The sequence below is a fragment of the Devosia nitrariae genome (assembly GCF_030160115.1).
GTDB classification, from domain to species: domain Bacteria; phylum Pseudomonadota; class Alphaproteobacteria; order Rhizobiales; family Devosiaceae; genus Devosia; species Devosia nitrariae.
This window is the reverse complement of sequence record NZ_BSNS01000004.1, coordinates 43011-59795: the sequence shown is the minus strand read 5'-3', so window position 1 is coordinate 59795 and position 16785 is coordinate 43011. Positions and strand designations below refer to the sequence as shown.

Annotated in this window: 15 protein-coding genes and 1 other RNA gene; 14 read left to right on the top strand and 2 right to left on the bottom strand. The window is 63.1% G+C overall.

What is annotated here, in order from left to right; all coding sequences use genetic code 11:
• The first annotated feature begins 8 nt into the window (after positions 1-8).
• The 3 genes from QQK18_RS03810 to QQK18_RS03800 all read left to right on the top strand — a co-directional run bounded on the left by QQK18_RS03810 (position 9) and on the right by QQK18_RS03800 (position 2533).
• The gene (locus QQK18_RS03810; RefSeq protein ID WP_284338959.1) at positions 9-692 is read left to right on the top strand and encodes a DUF2461 domain-containing protein; all 684 of its coding nucleotides are present in this window, start codon (positions 9-11) and stop codon (positions 690-692) included.
• A gap of 128 nt (positions 693-820) precedes the next feature.
• Positions 821-1207, top strand: coding sequence for an ester cyclase (locus QQK18_RS03805; protein ID WP_284338958.1), 387 nt, complete (start codon positions 821-823; stop codon positions 1205-1207).
• Between the two features lie 231 nt (positions 1208-1438).
• Complete coding sequence (locus tag QQK18_RS03800) at positions 1439-2533, top strand: methyl-accepting chemotaxis protein (protein ID WP_284338957.1); 1095 nt, start codon at positions 1439-1441, stop codon at positions 2531-2533.
• 9 nt (positions 2534-2542) lie between these two features.
• Here QQK18_RS03800 and QQK18_RS03795 read toward each other — a convergent pair whose 3' ends face one another.
• Positions 2543-4174 (bottom strand): alpha-amylase family protein, encoded by a 1632-nt coding sequence (locus QQK18_RS03795; protein ID WP_284338956.1) that lies wholly within the window; start codon positions 4172-4174, stop codon positions 2543-2545.
• Between the two features lie 158 nt (positions 4175-4332).
• Here QQK18_RS03795 and ettA point away from each other — a divergent pair, with 158 nt between their 5' ends.
• Together ettA and QQK18_RS03785 are read left to right on the top strand one after the other, a co-directional pair.
• Entirely contained in the window at positions 4333-5988 is a 1656-nt protein-coding gene (ettA, locus tag QQK18_RS03790) for an energy-dependent translational throttle protein EttA (RefSeq protein WP_284338955.1), read from the top strand.
• A gap of 131 nt (positions 5989-6119) precedes the next feature.
• Positions 6120-6947, top strand: coding sequence for an alpha/beta fold hydrolase (locus tag QQK18_RS03785; protein ID WP_284338954.1), 828 nt, complete (start codon positions 6120-6122; stop codon positions 6945-6947).
• Between the two features lie 264 nt (positions 6948-7211).
• Here QQK18_RS03785 and QQK18_RS03780 read toward each other — a convergent pair whose 3' ends face one another.
• Complete coding sequence (locus QQK18_RS03780; RefSeq protein WP_284338953.1) at positions 7212-7661, bottom strand: host attachment protein; 450 nt, start codon at positions 7659-7661, stop codon at positions 7212-7214.
• Between the two features lie 279 nt (positions 7662-7940).
• Here QQK18_RS03780 and rarD point away from each other — a divergent pair, with 279 nt between their 5' ends.
• The 9 genes from rarD to QQK18_RS03735 all read left to right on the top strand — a co-directional run bounded on the left by rarD (position 7941) and on the right by QQK18_RS03735 (position 16657).
• Positions 7941-8897: an EamA family transporter RarD gene (rarD, locus tag QQK18_RS03775; protein ID WP_284338952.1), complete on the top strand. Its 957-nt coding sequence runs from the start codon at positions 7941-7943 to the stop codon at positions 8895-8897.
• Positions 8898-9087: 190 nt separating this feature from the next.
• Positions 9088-10218 (top strand): DUF2336 domain-containing protein, encoded by a 1131-nt coding sequence (locus QQK18_RS03770; protein ID WP_284338951.1) that lies wholly within the window; start codon positions 9088-9090, stop codon positions 10216-10218.
• Between the two features lie 206 nt (positions 10219-10424).
• Positions 10425-11396 carry a metalloregulator ArsR/SmtB family transcription factor gene (locus QQK18_RS03765; RefSeq protein WP_284338950.1) on the top strand — a complete coding sequence of 324 codons (972 nt, stop codon included), beginning with the start codon at positions 10425-10427 and terminating at the stop codon, positions 11394-11396.
• Positions 11397-11401: 5 nt separating this feature from the next.
• Positions 11402-12304: a methylenetetrahydrofolate reductase [NAD(P)H] gene (metF, locus tag QQK18_RS03760; RefSeq protein WP_284338949.1), complete on the top strand. Its 903-nt coding sequence runs from the start codon at positions 11402-11404 to the stop codon at positions 12302-12304.
• 4 nt (positions 12305-12308) lie between these two features.
• On the top strand, positions 12309-12503 hold the full coding sequence (locus tag QQK18_RS03755; protein WP_284338948.1) for a GFA family protein: 195 nt from the start codon (positions 12309-12311) through the stop codon (positions 12501-12503).
• Between the two features lie 385 nt (positions 12504-12888).
• Entirely contained in the window at positions 12889-13755 is an 867-nt protein-coding gene (locus QQK18_RS03750) for a hypothetical protein (RefSeq protein ID WP_284338947.1), read from the top strand.
• A gap of 223 nt (positions 13756-13978) precedes the next feature.
• Entirely contained in the window at positions 13979-14728 is a 750-nt protein-coding gene (locus QQK18_RS03745) for a J domain-containing protein (RefSeq protein ID WP_284338946.1), read from the top strand.
• A 43-nt stretch (positions 14729-14771) separates the two neighbouring features.
• Positions 14772-15214, top strand: an RNA gene (rnpB, locus tag QQK18_RS03740) — RNase P RNA component class A.
• Positions 15215-15289: 75 nt separating this feature from the next.
• Positions 15290-16657: a cytochrome P450 gene (locus QQK18_RS03735; RefSeq protein WP_284338945.1), complete on the top strand. Its 1368-nt coding sequence runs from the start codon at positions 15290-15292 to the stop codon at positions 16655-16657.
• Positions 16658-16785: the final 128 nt, after the last annotated feature.

The window sequence follows — 16785 nt, the reverse complement described above, 5'->3', positions numbered from 1 at the left end:
GGGGAGCGATGGACGATTTCGTAGGGTTTCCGAAGGAGACGGCGCAGTTCCTGGCCGGCGTCGCCGCCAACAACGACAAAGCCTGGTTTGAAAGCAACCGCCAACTCTACGAGGCCGGCTATGTCGAGGCGGGCCGGGCATTCGTTACGGCGATGGGCCCGCGGCTGAGGACACTTTCGCCGACCGTCCAGTTCGAGCCGAAAATCAACGGCTCCATCTCGCGGATCAACCGCGACATCCGCTTTTCCAAGGACAAGCGCCCGTACAAGGATCATCTGGATCTCTGGTTCTGGCATGGCGAGCGGCGCGGCTGGGACTGTCCCGGTTTCTGGTTTCGCCTGACGGCGGAGAAGGTCTATCTCGGCACGGGCATGCACGGGTTCCAGAAGGAGCGGCTCGATTCCTTCCGCCACGCGGTGGTGCTGCCGCGCTCGGGCAAGGCGCTGGTCGGGGCGGTCGAACAAGTCAAGGCTGCTGGCCCTTACGAGATCGGCGAAAAGACCCGGAAGTCGGCGCCGCGCGGTTTCGAGACCGATGCAGATCGGGCCGAGTTCCTGCTCTATGAAGGATTAACGGCGGGCACTGAGCTGCCGGCCGCGGCGGCTCGGGAAGCGGGCTTCCTCGATGCCTGCTTCAAGCACTTCTCGGCCACCTGGCCGATCGGCAAATGGCTGCTCGACGAGATCGCTTAGAGCGCGACGTGATTTGATGAAATCAATTCCAGGTCACCGGTGCCGACAACGCGGACGCTGATTTCGGAAGATTGCACCCTGTCCGACTTCCTTTGAGTCGCCTTCAGCATTCGGAGATAGGAAATTGCATGACCCGCGACGAGCTGTGTGAGATCTATCGCGGTTATATCGATTGCCTGAACAGGCAAGACTGGAGCCAGCTAGGCCTGTTCGTTGATAATGCGGTGGAATACAACGGAACCCCTCTCGGCCTGACAGGCTATCGCGGAATGCTGGAGGGCGACTTTCGGGCAATTCCCGATCTTCGCTTCCGGATCGAACTCCTGGTTTCCGATCCGCCTCGCATTGCAAGCCGTCTGCATTTCGATTGCACCCCCCGCGGGATGCTGTTTGACCTCCCCGTCAACGGCAAACGCATCAAATTCGCAGAGAACGTGTTCTATGAGTTTTCCGCTGGGAGAGTTCAGAGAGTGTGGTCGATCATCGACAAGGCAGCGATCGCGCAACAGATCTGAACCCTTCGAGCGGTAGCAAAGACTCGAAGTGGTCTCTGATGGTTTCTCGATGTTCTCGCGAAAACCGGTCCCATCGCGAATCAAGTCAGGGACGGGCATCCCTCCAGGCACGACGGCCACGAGTGGCCGCTCAGCTTAATCGTTCGGTAAGCACAACTGGCTAAAAGTTTCGCTGCTTTGCTTTTGGGGGGCAGGGCAGTTGGCTTTTAGCTTCCCCCGCGGTGCACGCCCATGAAGCTGGACAGCAAACTTCCGCCCGGAGTTGCGGCCTCTCCGCGTGCGATGCGCGTGGTCATGGACGGGATCAGTGGCGAGCTGCAGAGCTATTCAAGCTCCAACCTGCAGATCGTCAAGCAGACCAAGCTTCTTGCCATCAATGCCATCATCGAGGCGGCAAGGGCCGGCGAGGCTGGCAAGGGGTTCGCCGTCGTTGCCGACGAAGTGCAGAGGCTGGCCGACCGGGCCGCCGATATCGCCGGGCGCTTCCAGGAAGTGGTCCTTGGGCGAATCGCCATCAGTCGTTCGATGTCGGAAACGCTGGTCGACGACCTCGAGGGTGTGCGCCTCGCGGACCTCGCGCAAACGCTGGTGCAGCTCATCGTGCGCAATCTCTACGAGCGGACCGCGGACGTGCGCTGGTGGGCAACCGACGCCGCCTTCTGGAAGGCGCTCGAGGACCCCGGCGCGGATGCTGTCGCCTTTGCCGCCGACAGGCTCGCAACGATCAACAGGTTCTATTCGGTCTATATCGACCTCGTGCTCACCGACCGTCAGGGCCGGGTGGTGGGGAGTGCCAATCCGGCTTTTGCAAAGACCCTGGCCGGCGCCGATCTCTCTTCTGCGGAGTGGGTGAGAAGCGCGCGCAACCTGGCCTCGGGCGAGGACTATTTCGTGGGCGAGGTCGAGCTCAGCGCCCAGCACGCGCGGCGCGAGGTCCTCGTTTATTCGACGGCAGTGCGACGGGGCGGCTGCACCGACGGCCCCGTGCTCGGCACCCTCGGCGTCTATTTCGATTGGCAGGAACAGGGCCGCGCCATCGTCGAGACGGAGGCGGCGCTGCCGGTGCAAGTCAAGGACCGCACAGCAGTGCTGCTGCTCGATGGTCGGGATCGCGTCATCGCCACGACCGATCCGGAACTGATGTGGAAGCGGTTTGACCTGCGCCACGACGGTCGAAGCCGCGGCAGCTATCAGGATGGCGCCGGCAACATCGTCGCGTTCGCCAAGACGCTGGGCTATCAGGAATATGACGGACTCGGCTGGTCAGGCGTCGTCGTGCAGAAGACCGAGAAGGACGAGGCCCTGCGGTCCGTCCTCGGCATCTGACCACCGTTCTCAGCGCCGCTCGCCCTCGCACCGCAGCCAGCAATAGCCGAACGGGCCAAGCCCTATCGGTTGATCGGCGGCGAAAGGGTCAAGGCCTTCCGAGCTGGTCAGCAGCGGCACAAAGCGTCGCACACCATCGACCTTGAGCGGAAAGGGGACCTTGCCGTCGGTGAAGTTGTGGACCGTGATGACGCGGTTGGATCGCCACAGATAGCTGACGACGAGTAGATCGTCATTGCCGACGTCTATGAGCTGAACGTCGCCCCAGCCGATCTCCGGGGTGGACCGGCGCGTGCTGATCATCGCAGCGACGACGTGCATGAGCGAGTCCGGGCGGCGGACCTGCTCGGCAACATTGACCTCGCGATAACCGAACCGGCCGCTGGGATGCACGGGATTGACCAGCTTGTCTGCCGGCGCTGAGGAGAAACCACCGTTGCGCTCGTCGCCCCATTGCATGGGCGTGCGCACGGCGTGGCGTTCGGGCAGGGAAAGGTTCTCGCCCATGCCGATCTCGTCGCCGAACCAGATCACCGGTGTGCCGGGCATGGCGAAAAGCAGTGAAAAGGCGAGCTTGAGCCGGGCCTGGTCGCCGTCGAGCATGCCGGCGAGGCGCCGGCGCAGGCCGCGGCCATAGAGCTGCATGTCGGGCCTTGGGCCGAAGGAGGCATAGCATTCCTCGCGTTCCTGCCGTGACAGGCGGGCAAGGTCCACCTCGTCGTGATTGCGCAGGAACGTTGCCCACTGGCCCATGCCGGTCGGTAAAGGACGATCCTTGAGTGCGCGTCGCAGCGGCTCGGCGGAACGGCGGGCGAGGGCCAGGAACAGATACTGGTTGAGCACGAAGTCGAAGATCATGCTCATGCGGTCGCCGGCGTCGAAGTATTGGCCGGCGACATCATAGGCGATGTTGGCTTCGGCCAGCATCACGGCACCCGCGCGCCGCCAGGCCATGAAGTCGTGCATGTCGGACAGGAGGGCATAGGGATCCGGATTGAGCTCGCTTTCCGGGTCCTTTGGCTCGATGAGGAAGGGTACGGCATCGATGCGGAAGCCCGAGACGCCGAGGGCCAGCCAAAAGCCCATGATCTTGAGAATCTCCTCGCGCACCGCCGGGTTCTTGACGTTGAGATCGGCCTGGTGCCGGTAGAACCGGTGCAGGTACCAGGCCCGCGCCTTGCGGTCGTAAGACCAGATCGATTTCTGGACGCCGGGGAAGACGACACCGTCGCTGATATTGGCGGGCTTCTTCTTGCTCCAGACGTACCAGTCGCGATAGGGCGAGTCGGCACGGGAGCGAGCCGCCTGGAACCAGGGATGGTCGATCGAGGTATGGTTGACCACGAGGTCGATCATCACCCTCATGCCGCGATCTTCGGCTGCGTGCATGAATTCAACGAAGTCGCCGAGCGTGCCGTGGCGCGGGTCGACGTTGTAGTAGTCAGTGACGTCGTAGCCGTTGTCGCGGTTGGGCGTGGGGTAAAAGGGCGTCAGCCAGATGCAGGTGACGCCCAGTCGCTCGAGGTGGTCGAGGCGATGGGCGAGGCCGGCGAAATCACCGACCCCGTCGCCGTCGGAATCCATAAACTTTTCGACGTCCACGCAGTAGACGATGGCGTTCTTGTACCAGAGATTGGCCATTCGCTCGCGCATCCGTTGGAACAGAGTAGGCAACGGGCAAGTCGTCCCCCCTGTTCCAACGCCGGCGCCGGGCGCAGGGACGACAGGCATTGCCGTCCCCAGGCGCATCCCCTAAATACGGCCCCAAACCTCAGACCGACCCAAAGGACCGAGCCCTCATGGCGCGCCAGTTCATCTACCACATGCACGCAATGTCCAAGGCATATGCCGGCGGCAAGAAGGTGTTGGACAACATCAATCTCTCGTTCTACCCCGACGCCAAGATCGGCGTGCTCGGCCCCAACGGTTCGGGCAAATCGACGCTCCTCAAGATCATGGCCGGGATCGATACCGAATTTGCCGGCGAAGCATGGGTGGCCGAGGGGGCGACCGTCGGCTACCTGGCGCAGGAGCCGCAGCTCGATCCGGCGCTCAACGTCATCGGCAACGTGATGATGGGGGTCAAGGAGAAGAGGGACATCGTCGACCGCTACAACGAGTTGATGATGAACTATTCCGATGAGACCGCCGACGAGGCGACCAAGCTCCAGGACCTGATCGACGCGCAGAACCTTTGGGACCTCGAATCGCAGGTCGAGGTGGCCATGGAAGCGCTTGGCTGTCCACCGGCCGATGCGGACGTGACCAACCTTTCCGGCGGCGAAAAGCGCCGGGTAGCGCTTTGCCAGTTGCTCCTCTCCAAGCCGGACCTGCTGCTCCTCGACGAGCCGACCAACCATCTCGACGCCGAAACGACCGCTTGGCTCGAGCGGCACCTGCGCGAATATACCGGCTCGGTGCTGATCATCACCCACGACCGGTATTTCCTCGACAACGTCACCGGCTGGATCCTCGAGCTCGACCGTGGCCGGGGTATTCCCTACGAGGGCAACTACACGGCCTATCTCGAGGCCAAGGCCAAGCGCTATGCCCAGGAGCAGCGTGAGGACGCAGCGCGCCTCAAGGTGCTGCAGCGTGAAAGGGAGTGGATGGGCCAGTCTCCTCAGGCGCGGCAGACGAAATCCAAGGCGCGCATCAAGTCCTATGACGAGCTGGTCAAGATCAACGAGGCGCGCACCCAGTCCTCGCAGGCGCAGATCGTCATTCCGCCGGGAGAGCGGCTCGGCCAGAACGTCATCGACGTCGAGGGGCTGGCCAAAGGCTTCGGCGACCGGCTTTTGATCGACGACCTCTCATTCAAGCTGCCGCCGGGCGGGATCGTCGGCATCATCGGTCCCAATGGCGCCGGCAAGTCGACGCTCTTTAAGATGCTGACAGGCCAGGAATCTCCCGATAGCGGCACCATCACCATCGGCGAGACGGTCAGGCTCGGCTATGTCGACCAGAGCCGCGACGCCCTCGACCCCAACAAGACAGTCTGGGAGGAGATCTCGGGCGGCAACGAGGTCGTCACGCTGGGCAAACGCGAGGTCAACTCGCGCGCCTATACCTCGGCCTTCAACTTCAAGGGCGGCGACCAGCAGCAGAAGGTCGGCAACCTCTCGGGCGGCCAGCGCAACCGCGTACACCTCGCCAAAATGCTGAAATCGGGCGCCAACGTGCTCCTCCTCGACGAGCCGACCAACGATCTCGACACCGAGACGCTGGCCGCCCTCGAGGAGGCGCTCGAGGAATTTGCCGGCTGTGCCGTGATCATCAGCCACGACCGCATGTTCCTCGACCGGCTGGCCACCCACATGCTCGCCTTCGAGGGCGACAGCCATGTCGAGTGGTTCGAAGGCAACTTTGCCGACTACGAGGCCGACAAGGTGCGTCGCCTTGGGCCGGAGGCGGTCAATCCGAAGCGGGCGACGTACAAGCCGCTCACGCGGTAGCGGTGCAGGCTGGAGGTCGTGCCTGGTGGTTCGGTGCCGGTAGCCACAACGTTCCGCAGTGCCGATAACGAGTGCCAGGCTGTTCACCTTGCGGCCGAGGTGATAGCAAGCGCGACCATTCGGAGACGTGCATGCCTCTCAAGACCTTCACCGTCCAGACCGGTTCTGCCCGCCTCGTCGGCCTCGAGACGGGCAAGGGATTGCCCGTTGTCTTCCTCCATGCGGGCGTTGCCGACAAGCGCCTGTGGGCGTCCCAGATGGAAGCCGTCGCCGCAGCCGGGTTCCGGGCAGTTGCCTATGACCGCCGGGGCTTCGGGGAGAGCGAGAGCACGGACGAGCCGTTCAGTCACCTCAAGGATTTCGAGGTGGTGCTGGCGCATCTGGGCGTCCATGCGGCCGTTATTGTCGGCGCGTCGATGGGTGGGGCGCTGGCCATCGACTTCACGCTCGAGCATCCCGAGCGTGTGGTCGGTCTGGTGCTGGTCGGAACGGCCTTGAGCGGAGCGCCGGAGCCGGAGCTGCCCGACGAGATCCTGCCGCTTATCGAGGCAATGGAGATTGCCGAGGATCGCGGCGACATCGACATGCTCAACAAGGTCGAGGCGCACGCCTGGCTTGATGGGCCGATGAGCCGGAACGGGCGCGTATCCGGGCCGGTGCGGGACCTGTTTTTTGCGATGAACGGAACGGCGCTGGCCAAACCGCAGCTGACGCAGGAGGAGCCGCCCGACGCTGCGCTCGACTATCTTGCCGGCATCACCGCACCGGTGCTTCTTGCCGTCGGCAGCCTCGATTTCCCGCATGTCATCGCCCGGCATGACGAACTTTCCGATGAATTCGACAACGCCTTCGCTATCGTCATAGAGGGCACCGCGCATCTGCCCTCGCTCGAGCGGCCGGACCTCTTCAACTCATTGCTCCTCGAGTTCCTCGCCGCCATCACCGGGGCAGAAGCGTAGGTACGGCAATGAATTCCCGGAAAGGCTGCCGGCGCGAGTACCGGACCTCAAGATTTGAATCAGCGCCTTAGAGCTTTTCCCGTCCCGATTGAATCGGAACGGGAGCTCTAAGTCTTTGAACTGGCGCGTTTTCGGACCGCAAAAGTGGTGTCCACTTTTGCTGAAATCGCTCTAGCGCGCCGATTCAACCAGTTGCCAAAGTGATTCAGGCGCTTGGCAGATTGATTCCGGCAGGCCTGTCATCCCCTTGGTCTGACAGGCGTTTCAGACAGCAATGATGCCGTCGAGGTGCTTTTCGAGGGCGTTGGTCGGTGTGTTGGTCAGGTCCTTGTCGAGTTCGGCCATCACCGACTTCTTGACCTGCGGCGAGAGCGCCTTCCGGATGTTACCGAGTGCAATGGGCGCGGCGGCGATCACCAGACGGTCGAACGCGCCCTTCTGCAGGCTCTTGTCGAGCATCTCGGCCATCGACCGGCAGAATTCGGCCTCTCGGTGCGTGACCGGGTCGGTCTTGGGCTCCATGGCGCTTCGGCCGGGGCCGACCGAGGAGAATGCCCGCCCGGGCCTATCGGCGTTGATGTCTTTGCCCTGCAGGGCAGGAATGGAAAAGTCGAGACCGCGCACCTGCTTCAATCCCTTGCCGGGACCGGTGTTCTCGAGAACGCGGGCCTGGCTGCCGTCGGCGATCAAAACCCAGGTGATGGTCTTCTTCATGGTCGTTCTCCGTGATCTGCATCCAGGCCCGGCGGGGGCCGCCTTCCGGCAAACGCTGCCAAACGCAAAAAGGTTGGGCCGGCAATTGGATAAGATGATGGCGGCCCGATCTGTCGCAAGGCTCTCATTGTCGCGTCCTCGAGCGAACATGTGAAGAGGTGCAGTTGCGGGTGGTGCCATCAGCCGGCGACCGCTGGGCATCACAAACTCTGATTGGCAGAGGCGGCACCGGACTGGTAGGAGGGGCCAGCGTCCCCATCAGGGCGCGGAGAGAATTTCATGTCCTTGCCCGAAACCGCGCCCGAAGTCGCCGTCGCGACACAGGGGGACGGCTCGCCAAACCCCAAGCGGACAAGCGTCAACGACGGCATCTGGGCCGCGCTCGGTGCTTATGGCCTCTGGGGTTTCCTGCCCATTCTTTTCCGCCTGCTCGAAGGCGTGCCATCGATGTTGATCGTGGCCGAGCGCACCGTCTGGTCGCTGGTTCTGCTCGGCATCATTCTCTATTTCAGCAGGCGCCTGAACGAGGTGCGCGCGGTTTTCGCCGACGGGAAAAAGTTGCGGCGGCTGGCACTTTGCGCCGTGGTGCTGGCCGGCAACTGGCTGCTTTATGTGTGGGCCGTGGAAACCGAGCAGGTCCTGGAAGCCAGCTTCGGCTATTTCATCAATCCGCTCGTCAACGTGGCCATCGGCATGGCGCTGCTCGGCGAACGGCAGAACCGGCTGCAGATGGTCGCCATCCTCATCGCGTGTGTGGCCATCGCGGTGCAGGCGGCAGGCATCGGCAGCGTTCCGTTCGTCGCGCTCGGCCTTGCATTCAGCTTCGGCTTCTATGGCTTCCTGCGCAAAACCGCATCGGTCGGATCGGGCACGGGCCTTTTCGTCGAGACGCTGATCCTGGCGCCGATCGGGCTCCTCTATATCTTCTATTCCATCGCCACTGAGGGGCCGGGCCCACACGCCGACCCGGGAATGTTGTTCCTGCTGGTGATGACCGGGCCGGCGACGGCGGTGCCGCTGATGCTCTTTGCCTATGGCATTCAGCGCCTGCGGCTGACGACCATCGGCATGCTGCAGTACCTGGCACCCACCCTGCAATTCCTCGTCGCCATCTTCCTTTTCGGCGAGCCGATCAACGCGACCCGCCTCTTCAGCTTCGCGCTGATCTGGCTCTCGATTGCCGTCTTCACCGCCGATGGCTTGCGGCAGCGGCGGAGCCTGCGCACTCCCGCTTAGCGAGAGCGCGATGCCGCTGGCATCGTTCCTGAAGGCACGCCGTATAGAGGCCCGGGCGGACCGACTGGGCCTTCCGCCATGTGCATTCGATAAGACTTGAATCAAATCCGGCTCGCTTCCTAAAGCGGGTGGGAGAGTTCGTTTGACAGTCTCGTTCAAACCAATGGCGGCAGGATGCCGGGAGGGTGCCATGAGCGAACTCAACGAAGGTCAACGTGCGTTCTCGACCTTTAGAGCCCTGAACGAAGACGTGCACTCGGGGGAGCGCGAGCAGCTCTTCCGCAATATGGCACAGCTCTTCGCTTATGTTTCGGACCGTTGCGACGACGAGCAGGTGGCCCAGTACGACGAGGTGCTCTGCCAGTTGGCAGAACTCGTCGAAGTCGAGGCGCGGGCGCATGTGGCCAAGCTCCTGGCGCCGTTGGCGCGCGCACCGGGCACGGTCGTCGTCAAGCTCGCCAACGATGATATCGAGGTGGCAAAGCCACTGCTCGAGTTTTCCAACGTTCTCAGCGACGACGACCTCATCGAGATCATCGCCAATCATGGCGAGGAGCATCGCACGGCCATTGCATCGCGCCGGCACGTGTCCGAGCGGGTCGGAGAAGCGATCGCCGAGCATGGCGGCACCGGTTCGGTAATCCAGCTCGTACGCAACCCCAATGCCGAGCTCGGTCAGGCGGCGCTCGACAGGCTGGTCGAACGCGCCAGCAAGGACCCGCAGATCGCCGACGATCTGCGCGGGCGTGCCGAGATCGACTGGAAGTCGCTACGTGGCGAAATCGACTCGGTCGCCGGCAGGGTGCTCGAGTCACTGGGACAGGCGCACAGTCCCATCGACCCGGTAGCAGCCGACAAGGTCAATGCGGTGGTCTATACGCGACTGCGCAATCGGGCCGGGTTCAATGCCAATGAATGGAAGGTCGCCTACAACCAGGTCAAGGCGCTATCGGACCGCAAGCAGCTCAACGACCGCGCGCTCGCCCGCTTCGCCCGCTTCGGCTACGGCCACCATGCGGCCGCCGCGCTTTCGGTGATGCTCAAGATTGCGCCCGAGGTGCTGGTCAAATGGCTGGCAATGCAGGACTACGCGGCAATCTCCGTGGCGTTGAAGACGCTCGGGATCAACGCCGACCTCTTTTCGGGTGTGATCGCCACGCTGCCGTGGCGTGACCTGCCGTCGGAGGCCGACAAGAAGAACATCCTCACCCGCTACAACGCGTTGACGCATGAGGAAGCCCGGGGCATCTTCGATCTCTGGCGCAACCACGCCTTTCGCAAACGCAATGCAGGCGAATCGCATTTGTCGGTTATCGCCTGAGACACTTGAGCGAGGCGCCTTGACGGAATCAAGTCGCGCACTCTAACGCTTTGTTGTCGCAGCGCTTTAGCCGGATTCCACTTTTCACATCCCGCTCCAGACCGGCACCCGCCCGGCGCCGACGGCATCCCGCAGCAATCGATCGCTTACCTCTGGACCCTTGCCTCAAAGGGATATAAAGATATCTTTATATCTCAAGGTAACATATGGCCGATCTCGATTCACTGGTGGGCGTGCTCAGGGCTGCGGGCGAGGATACGCGCCTGCGCCTGCTCACGCTGCTGGCCGAAGGCGACCATACGGTTAAGGATCTCACCGAGATCCTCCGGCAAAGTCAGCCGCGTGTGTCGCGGCACTTGAAGCTCCTCGCCGATGCGGGGCTCATCGAGCGTAACGCCGAGGGTGCCTGGGCCTATTACGGACTGGCCCAGCACGGTCCCGGCAGCGAACTTGCCCGCTGGCTCATCAAGCGGGTCGATCGCAGCGATCCCGAACTGCAGCGCGATCGGGAGCGGCAGATCGCGGTACGCGAAACCCAACAGGCCCAGGCCGGCGAATACTTCGCCAAGGTCGCCGGAAGCTGGGATCTCCTGCGCTCGCTGCACGTACCGGAATCGGCGGTTGAGGCGGCCATCACGGCCGAACTCACCGGCCGCGACATCGACCTGATGGTCGATCTCGGCACCGGCACCGGCCGTATGCTCGAAGTGCTGGCGCGGACTTACAGGCGAGGCCTCGGCATAGATTCGAGCCGGGAAATGCTGGCGGTGGCGCGCGCCAAGCTCGCCTCGGCCGGTATCGCCCATGCCCAGGTGCGTCTCGGCGATATCACCGATCTCGATACCGCCGCCGGGCAGGCCGATGTCGTCGTGCTGCACCAGGTCCTGCACTATTTCGACGATCCGGGTCGCACGCTGGCCGAGGCGCGCCGGCTGTTGAAGCCAGGTGGGGAGATGCTCGTCATCGACTTCGCGCCGCACGAATTCGAGTTCCTGCGCGCCGAACATGCACACCGCCGCCTCGGCCTGTCTTCGGCGCAGATGCAGGGTTGGGCCGAGGCCGTGGGGCTGAAGGTCGCTTCCTACAGGGAATTTCCCAGCGATAGCGTTGAGACAGGCCTGACGGTCTGCCTCTGGCGATTGGCCGACGCCGGCATGGACAAGGCAATCAAGGAATAAAAGATATGTTCTCACCCTTCGATCTCGATCGCCCGAGCCGGCAGGTGGCCGACAAGCGGCCCGCGCTGCAGATCTCTTTCGAGTTCTTCCCGCCCAAGACCGATGCGATGGAGGAGCGATTCTGGGAGTCGATCAGCAAGCTGGCGCCTTTGAAGCCCCGCTTCGTCTCAGTGACCTATGGTGCGGGCGGCTCGACGCGTGAGCGCACCCTGCGCATGGTCTCGAAGATCAAGGCGCAGAGCGGGGTGGATGCGGCGGCGCATCTGACCTGCGTCGGGGCGAGCCGGGCAGAGGTCGACGCGGTAGTCGAGGAGTACGAGGCGGCTGGCATCAACCGGATCGTGGCCCTACGCGGCGATCCGCCGGAGGGTGTGGGCCAGCCGTTCGTGCCGCATCCCGAGGGTTACCGAAGCGCTGCCGAGCTCGTTGCCGGCATTCGCCGGATCGCCGATTTCGATATTTCGGTTGCCGCCTATCCGGAAAAGCATCCACAGAGTTCGGACTGGGATACCGACATCGATAACCTGAAGCGCAAGCTCGACGCCGGCGCCACCCGCGCCATCACCCAGATGTTCTTCAACAACGCGGACTACCTGCGTTATGTCGAGCGGGCGCAAAGGGCGGGAGTGACGGCGCCCATCGTACCGGGCATCCAGCCCATCCATTCGTTCAAGCAGATTTCCGGTTTTGCCGCCCGCTGCGGCGCTTCGATCCCGACATGGATAGCCGAGCGGTTTGCGGGCCTCGAAGAGGATCCCGACACCCACTCGCTGGTGGCAGCCGCGGTGGCAGCCGAACAGGTGACGGAACTGCTCGACGAGGGCGTCACGGAGTTCCACTTCTATACTCTCAACCGCTCCAACCTCGTCCTCGCGCTCGCCCGGCTGCTCGGGCGGCGTCCGGAGTAGCGTGGTGCCTGTCGAAGCATCCTGCCATTGTGGTCCGGTGCGCCTCATCGTCCAGGCGGCACCTTCCGAGATCACCGAGTGCAATTGCTCGATCTGCCGGCGCTATGGCGTGCTCTGGGCCTACTATCCAAAAAGCGCCGTCACCTTCGAGCCAGCGCCGCCGGCGACCCACACTTACATTGGGATGATCGCTCGCTAGCCTTTCACAGCTGCCGCCAATGTGGGTGCGTCACCCATTGGTGGCCGGCGGCGGACTGGCGTGACGACCGAATGGGTATCAATGCGCGCCTGATGGAGGCTTCTGTCGCGGCTGGCGCGAAGCGGCGCTTCCTCGACGGCGCGATCTCCGAGCGCTATATCGACGAATAGGGTGGCGCGCCTTTCAAGCGGTCGCGTTAACCATCATTTTGTCCCAATGGCGTGGCAAAAGCCGCCCTATTCGTGAGGCTTGCCGGGGCCATGGCCATTCAGTTGCCGTTCAGTTTGATCCCGTTAGCCTTGATGCTGGAGAGCACCGACTCGGTCGGCGCAAATGGGCGTTTCTCGTTTCCCTTCAGCGGGAGACGCAAGCAGGACGAAGAACGATGCAGATCAGCCGCCGTTTGACCAATGGTCTCGCCTGGGCAGGGTTGCTTATCGTGGTGGGCGTGCCTTCCGCCGATATCTTGACCGCCCAGTTCATGGGTGAGCCGGAAACCATCGGCAGCGCGGTCGCCGGAGCACCCGTGGTGATCGACGTTGGCAACAAGCCTCGACTCGATGAAACGCGGACGGCCGGCATCGCGGCACCGCCCGCGCCGCAGGTCGCGCCGACCCCGGCGCCGACGCCTGAGCGGACACAAGTGGCCGAGACGGCCGATCCGGTCGACCAATATCTACGATCGGGCCGCCCACTGCCGTCTTATATCAGCAATGGCGGCAGCGAGACCGCCGCAGCGCCGGCCGCAAAGCCCGAGGAGCCCGCGGCGCCCGCCGAGGTTGCCGCCAAGCCTTCGCCAGTGCCTGAAAGGGCACAGCCGACCGCTACTCCGGCCGCGCCGGCAGACGTCGCCACCGATGCCAAACCGCCTGTCCTGCAAACCGAACCCGACGAGGTCGCGATCGTCGCGCCCGACACCAAGATCGCGCCCGTGCCCATGCCGCTTTCCATGCGGCCCAAGTCGGTGACCGAGCCGATCGTTATTCCGGCTTCCGTGCAGGCGACGCCGAGCTATCCAGTGGTACCGTCGCAGCCTGTGACGGGGTATGATGACGTGGTGACCGCAGAGGAACTCGAGAACTGGGAATCCGGTCCGCTTTCGGAGTTCCTGGCCGCGCGTGGGCAAGGCGGGATCGATCCCGGCTACGATTCGGATGGGTTCTTCCTCGATGAGGGGCCCAACAGCCGCGCGACCTATCGCCGTGAGGTCGTGGAGCCACCGGTCGTTTTAGTCTACCCACTCTACAACTGAATAGCGGCTATTCGTCGCCGGTCATGGACCGGTCGCTCGTGAGCCGTTATGCTGTAACTGAATCGCGCCTGGCGCGACTAAAGCCTATCCGTTCCGGTTGAATCGGAACGGAAAGTTTAAGTTGTTGGGTTGGCGCGTTTTCGAACCGCAAAAGTGGTGTCCACTTTTGGCGAAAACGCTCTGGGTGGGGTGCGCCTCACGTTTGTTGGCAATGGAGCCGGCAATGTTATTTCTCTGCAAGAGCAAGCCGGTCGAGTGCACGGACGTGTGGAGCAAGCTTTCCGATATCGTGGGCTCGTTTTCCGCACGTACCGGCATTGCCGGTTCGCTGGCGAATCTGTTCGATCCCGACAGCTGGCTGCCGGGCGGAAGAGACGCGGCATTCACCCTGGCGCTGATTGCGCTTGCGGCCAAGATGGCGGTCGCCGATGGGGCGGTCACGGTCTCCGAGGAGCGCGCATTCCGGGCGATTGTTGAAATTGCACCCGGTCACGAGGCGCAGGTGCAGCGCGTCTTCGATCTCGCCAAGCAGGATGTGGCCGGCTACGATTCGTATGCCCGCAAGGTCTCGCGGTTCTTCGCTGATAGTCCCGATACGCTGGAGCATGTGCTCGACAGCCTCTTTCACGTTGCGACCGCGGACGGGATGGTGCACGAGGCCGAGCTCGATTATCTGAAGCACGTCAGTGACATCTTCGGGTTTGATGATGTCAGATTTGAGCAGATCGCGGCCCAGCACGTGCGACTCGAAACAGGGGTCGATCCATACATGGTTCTCGGCCTTGCCCCCGGCGCCGACCGCGACGAAGTGCGGCGCGTCTATCGCCTGCTGGTGGTCGAGCACCATCCCGACCGGCTGATCGCCAAGGGCGTGCCTGAGGAACTGATCGACGTCGCCACCAAGCGGATGAGTGCGATCAACCTCGCCTACAACGCCATCATGAAACCGCCGCGCCCGAGGCTTGTCGGTTGAACCGCGCTTGACGCGCACCCATATCGGTTTCAAAAGCTCTCCGTCAGTTGACCGGGTGGCCGCTCCCTCAAGGAGAGGAAAGTCCGGGCTCCATTGAAACACGGTGCCGGGTAACGCCCGGCGAGGGCGACCTCAGGGAAAGTGCCACAGAAAGCAAACCGCCCGCCTTCGCTGCGCTGCAGCTACGGCGCGACAAGCCCGCGGGCTCGCCGCGTCGAAGCCCGAAAGGGTGGAGACGGGTAAGGGTGAAAGGGTGCGGTAAGAGCGCACCGGGCCGCTGGCAACAGGGGCCGCACGGTAAACCCCACCGGGAGCAAGACCAAATAGGGACGACGCGGGGCTTTTGCCCCAGCTGGTTTCAAGGCCATGTCGTCCGGGTTGGTTGCATCAAGTGTGCGGCAACGCGCATTGCAGATGAATGGCCATCGCGTCGAAGGTTTTTAGCCTTCGGCCCTACAGAACCCGGCTTACAGGTCAACTGACGTTTCTCTTCCGCAGGGTCACTTGCGTGGCACCTTCAAAACTCCCATCTTCGGCAGGCTGGCTTTTGGGGGCATTGCGATGACTACACAAGAGACCGCCGACGGCGGTGTCGCGCCGATCGTTCCGACCGGTCCGAAAGGCCTGCCCGTGCTCGGGCATCTTCTGGACCTGCGTAAGGATGCCATCGGTTTTTTCGAGCGCAGCGCGCGCGCCTATCCCGATGTCACCAGATTGCAGCTCGGCGCCTGGCCGACGCTGCTCATCAACAATTCCGACCTCATCGAACAGGTGATGGTCAAGCAGCACGAGAAGTTCATCAAGAACCGCTTCTTCTGGCGACAGCTCGAGGCTCTACTGGGTACCGGGCTCTTTACCGCCGAGGGACAGGCCTGGCAGCGTCAGCGCAAGCTCGCCGCCCCGGCCTTTGCGACGCTTCCACTGCAGAGCTATGCACCCGACATGGTTGCGATGGCCGAGCGTATGGTCGGTTGCTGGGAAGATGGGCAGGAGCTGGAATTGCATGCGGCGATGATGGAGCTGGCGCTGCGCATCGCCGCCAAATCGTTGCTCAACGCCGAAATCGACGACTATCTCGATGATTTCGAACAGGCGGGCACCTGGATCATCGATGAGATCGCTGCGCGCGTGGCTCGGCCGGTGCGCATCCCCGATTGGGTGCCGCTGCCGGGACATATCCGCTACCGGCGCGGCGTGTCCTATATCGAACGGCTGGTCTACGACGTGATCGAGGACCATCGCAGGAGCGGCTCCAACAGCAATGATTTCCTGTCGCTGCTGATGGCGGGGCGCGATGACGAGGGCAAACCGCTCTCGGACAAGCAGTTGCGCGACGAAGTGCACAACATGCTGCTGGCCGGTTACGAGACCTCGGCGATCAGCGTTTCCTGGGGCTTTCACCTGCTCGGACAATACCGCGACATTCAGACGGCGATCGCCGAGGAGGTGAAGGCCATCGCCATCGATCGACCGCTGACCCACGAGGACATCCCGAACCTGACGCGAGCCGAGCACGCAGTCATCGAAATCATGCGGCTTTATCCGCCCGCCTGGTCGATCGGACGGGAGGCGAAGGAAGACGCCCAGATCGGTCCCTACCACGTTCCCAAGGGCACCACGGTCTTCATGAGCCCCTGGGTCACCCATCGCGATCCGCGCTATTTCGAAGATCCGACGACCTTCCGGCCCGAGCGCTGGGCAGGCGACTTCCGTCGCAGGCTGCCGCGTTTCGCCTATTATCCCTTCGGTGGCGGGCCGCGCATCTGCATCGGCAATCGCTTCGCCATGATGGAGGCGATGCTGCTGATTGCCACCATCGCCCGGCACTTCGACGTCGAGCGGATGATGGAGAGGCCGGTCACGCCCTCGCCCTCGATCACGCTGCGTCCGGGCGGCGGCGTATGGGTGCGGCTGCACAAGCGCAAATAGGGTATCGGGAGTGCCGGTGCGCCGGAACTGCGGAACCCGCTCGGCGGGCCGCCGTTCATCATCCTGCCGGCCATCCGAAACACCTTGCTTTTCAAGGCGCAAATCGGCGATCCTTTTCAGTTAGCCCA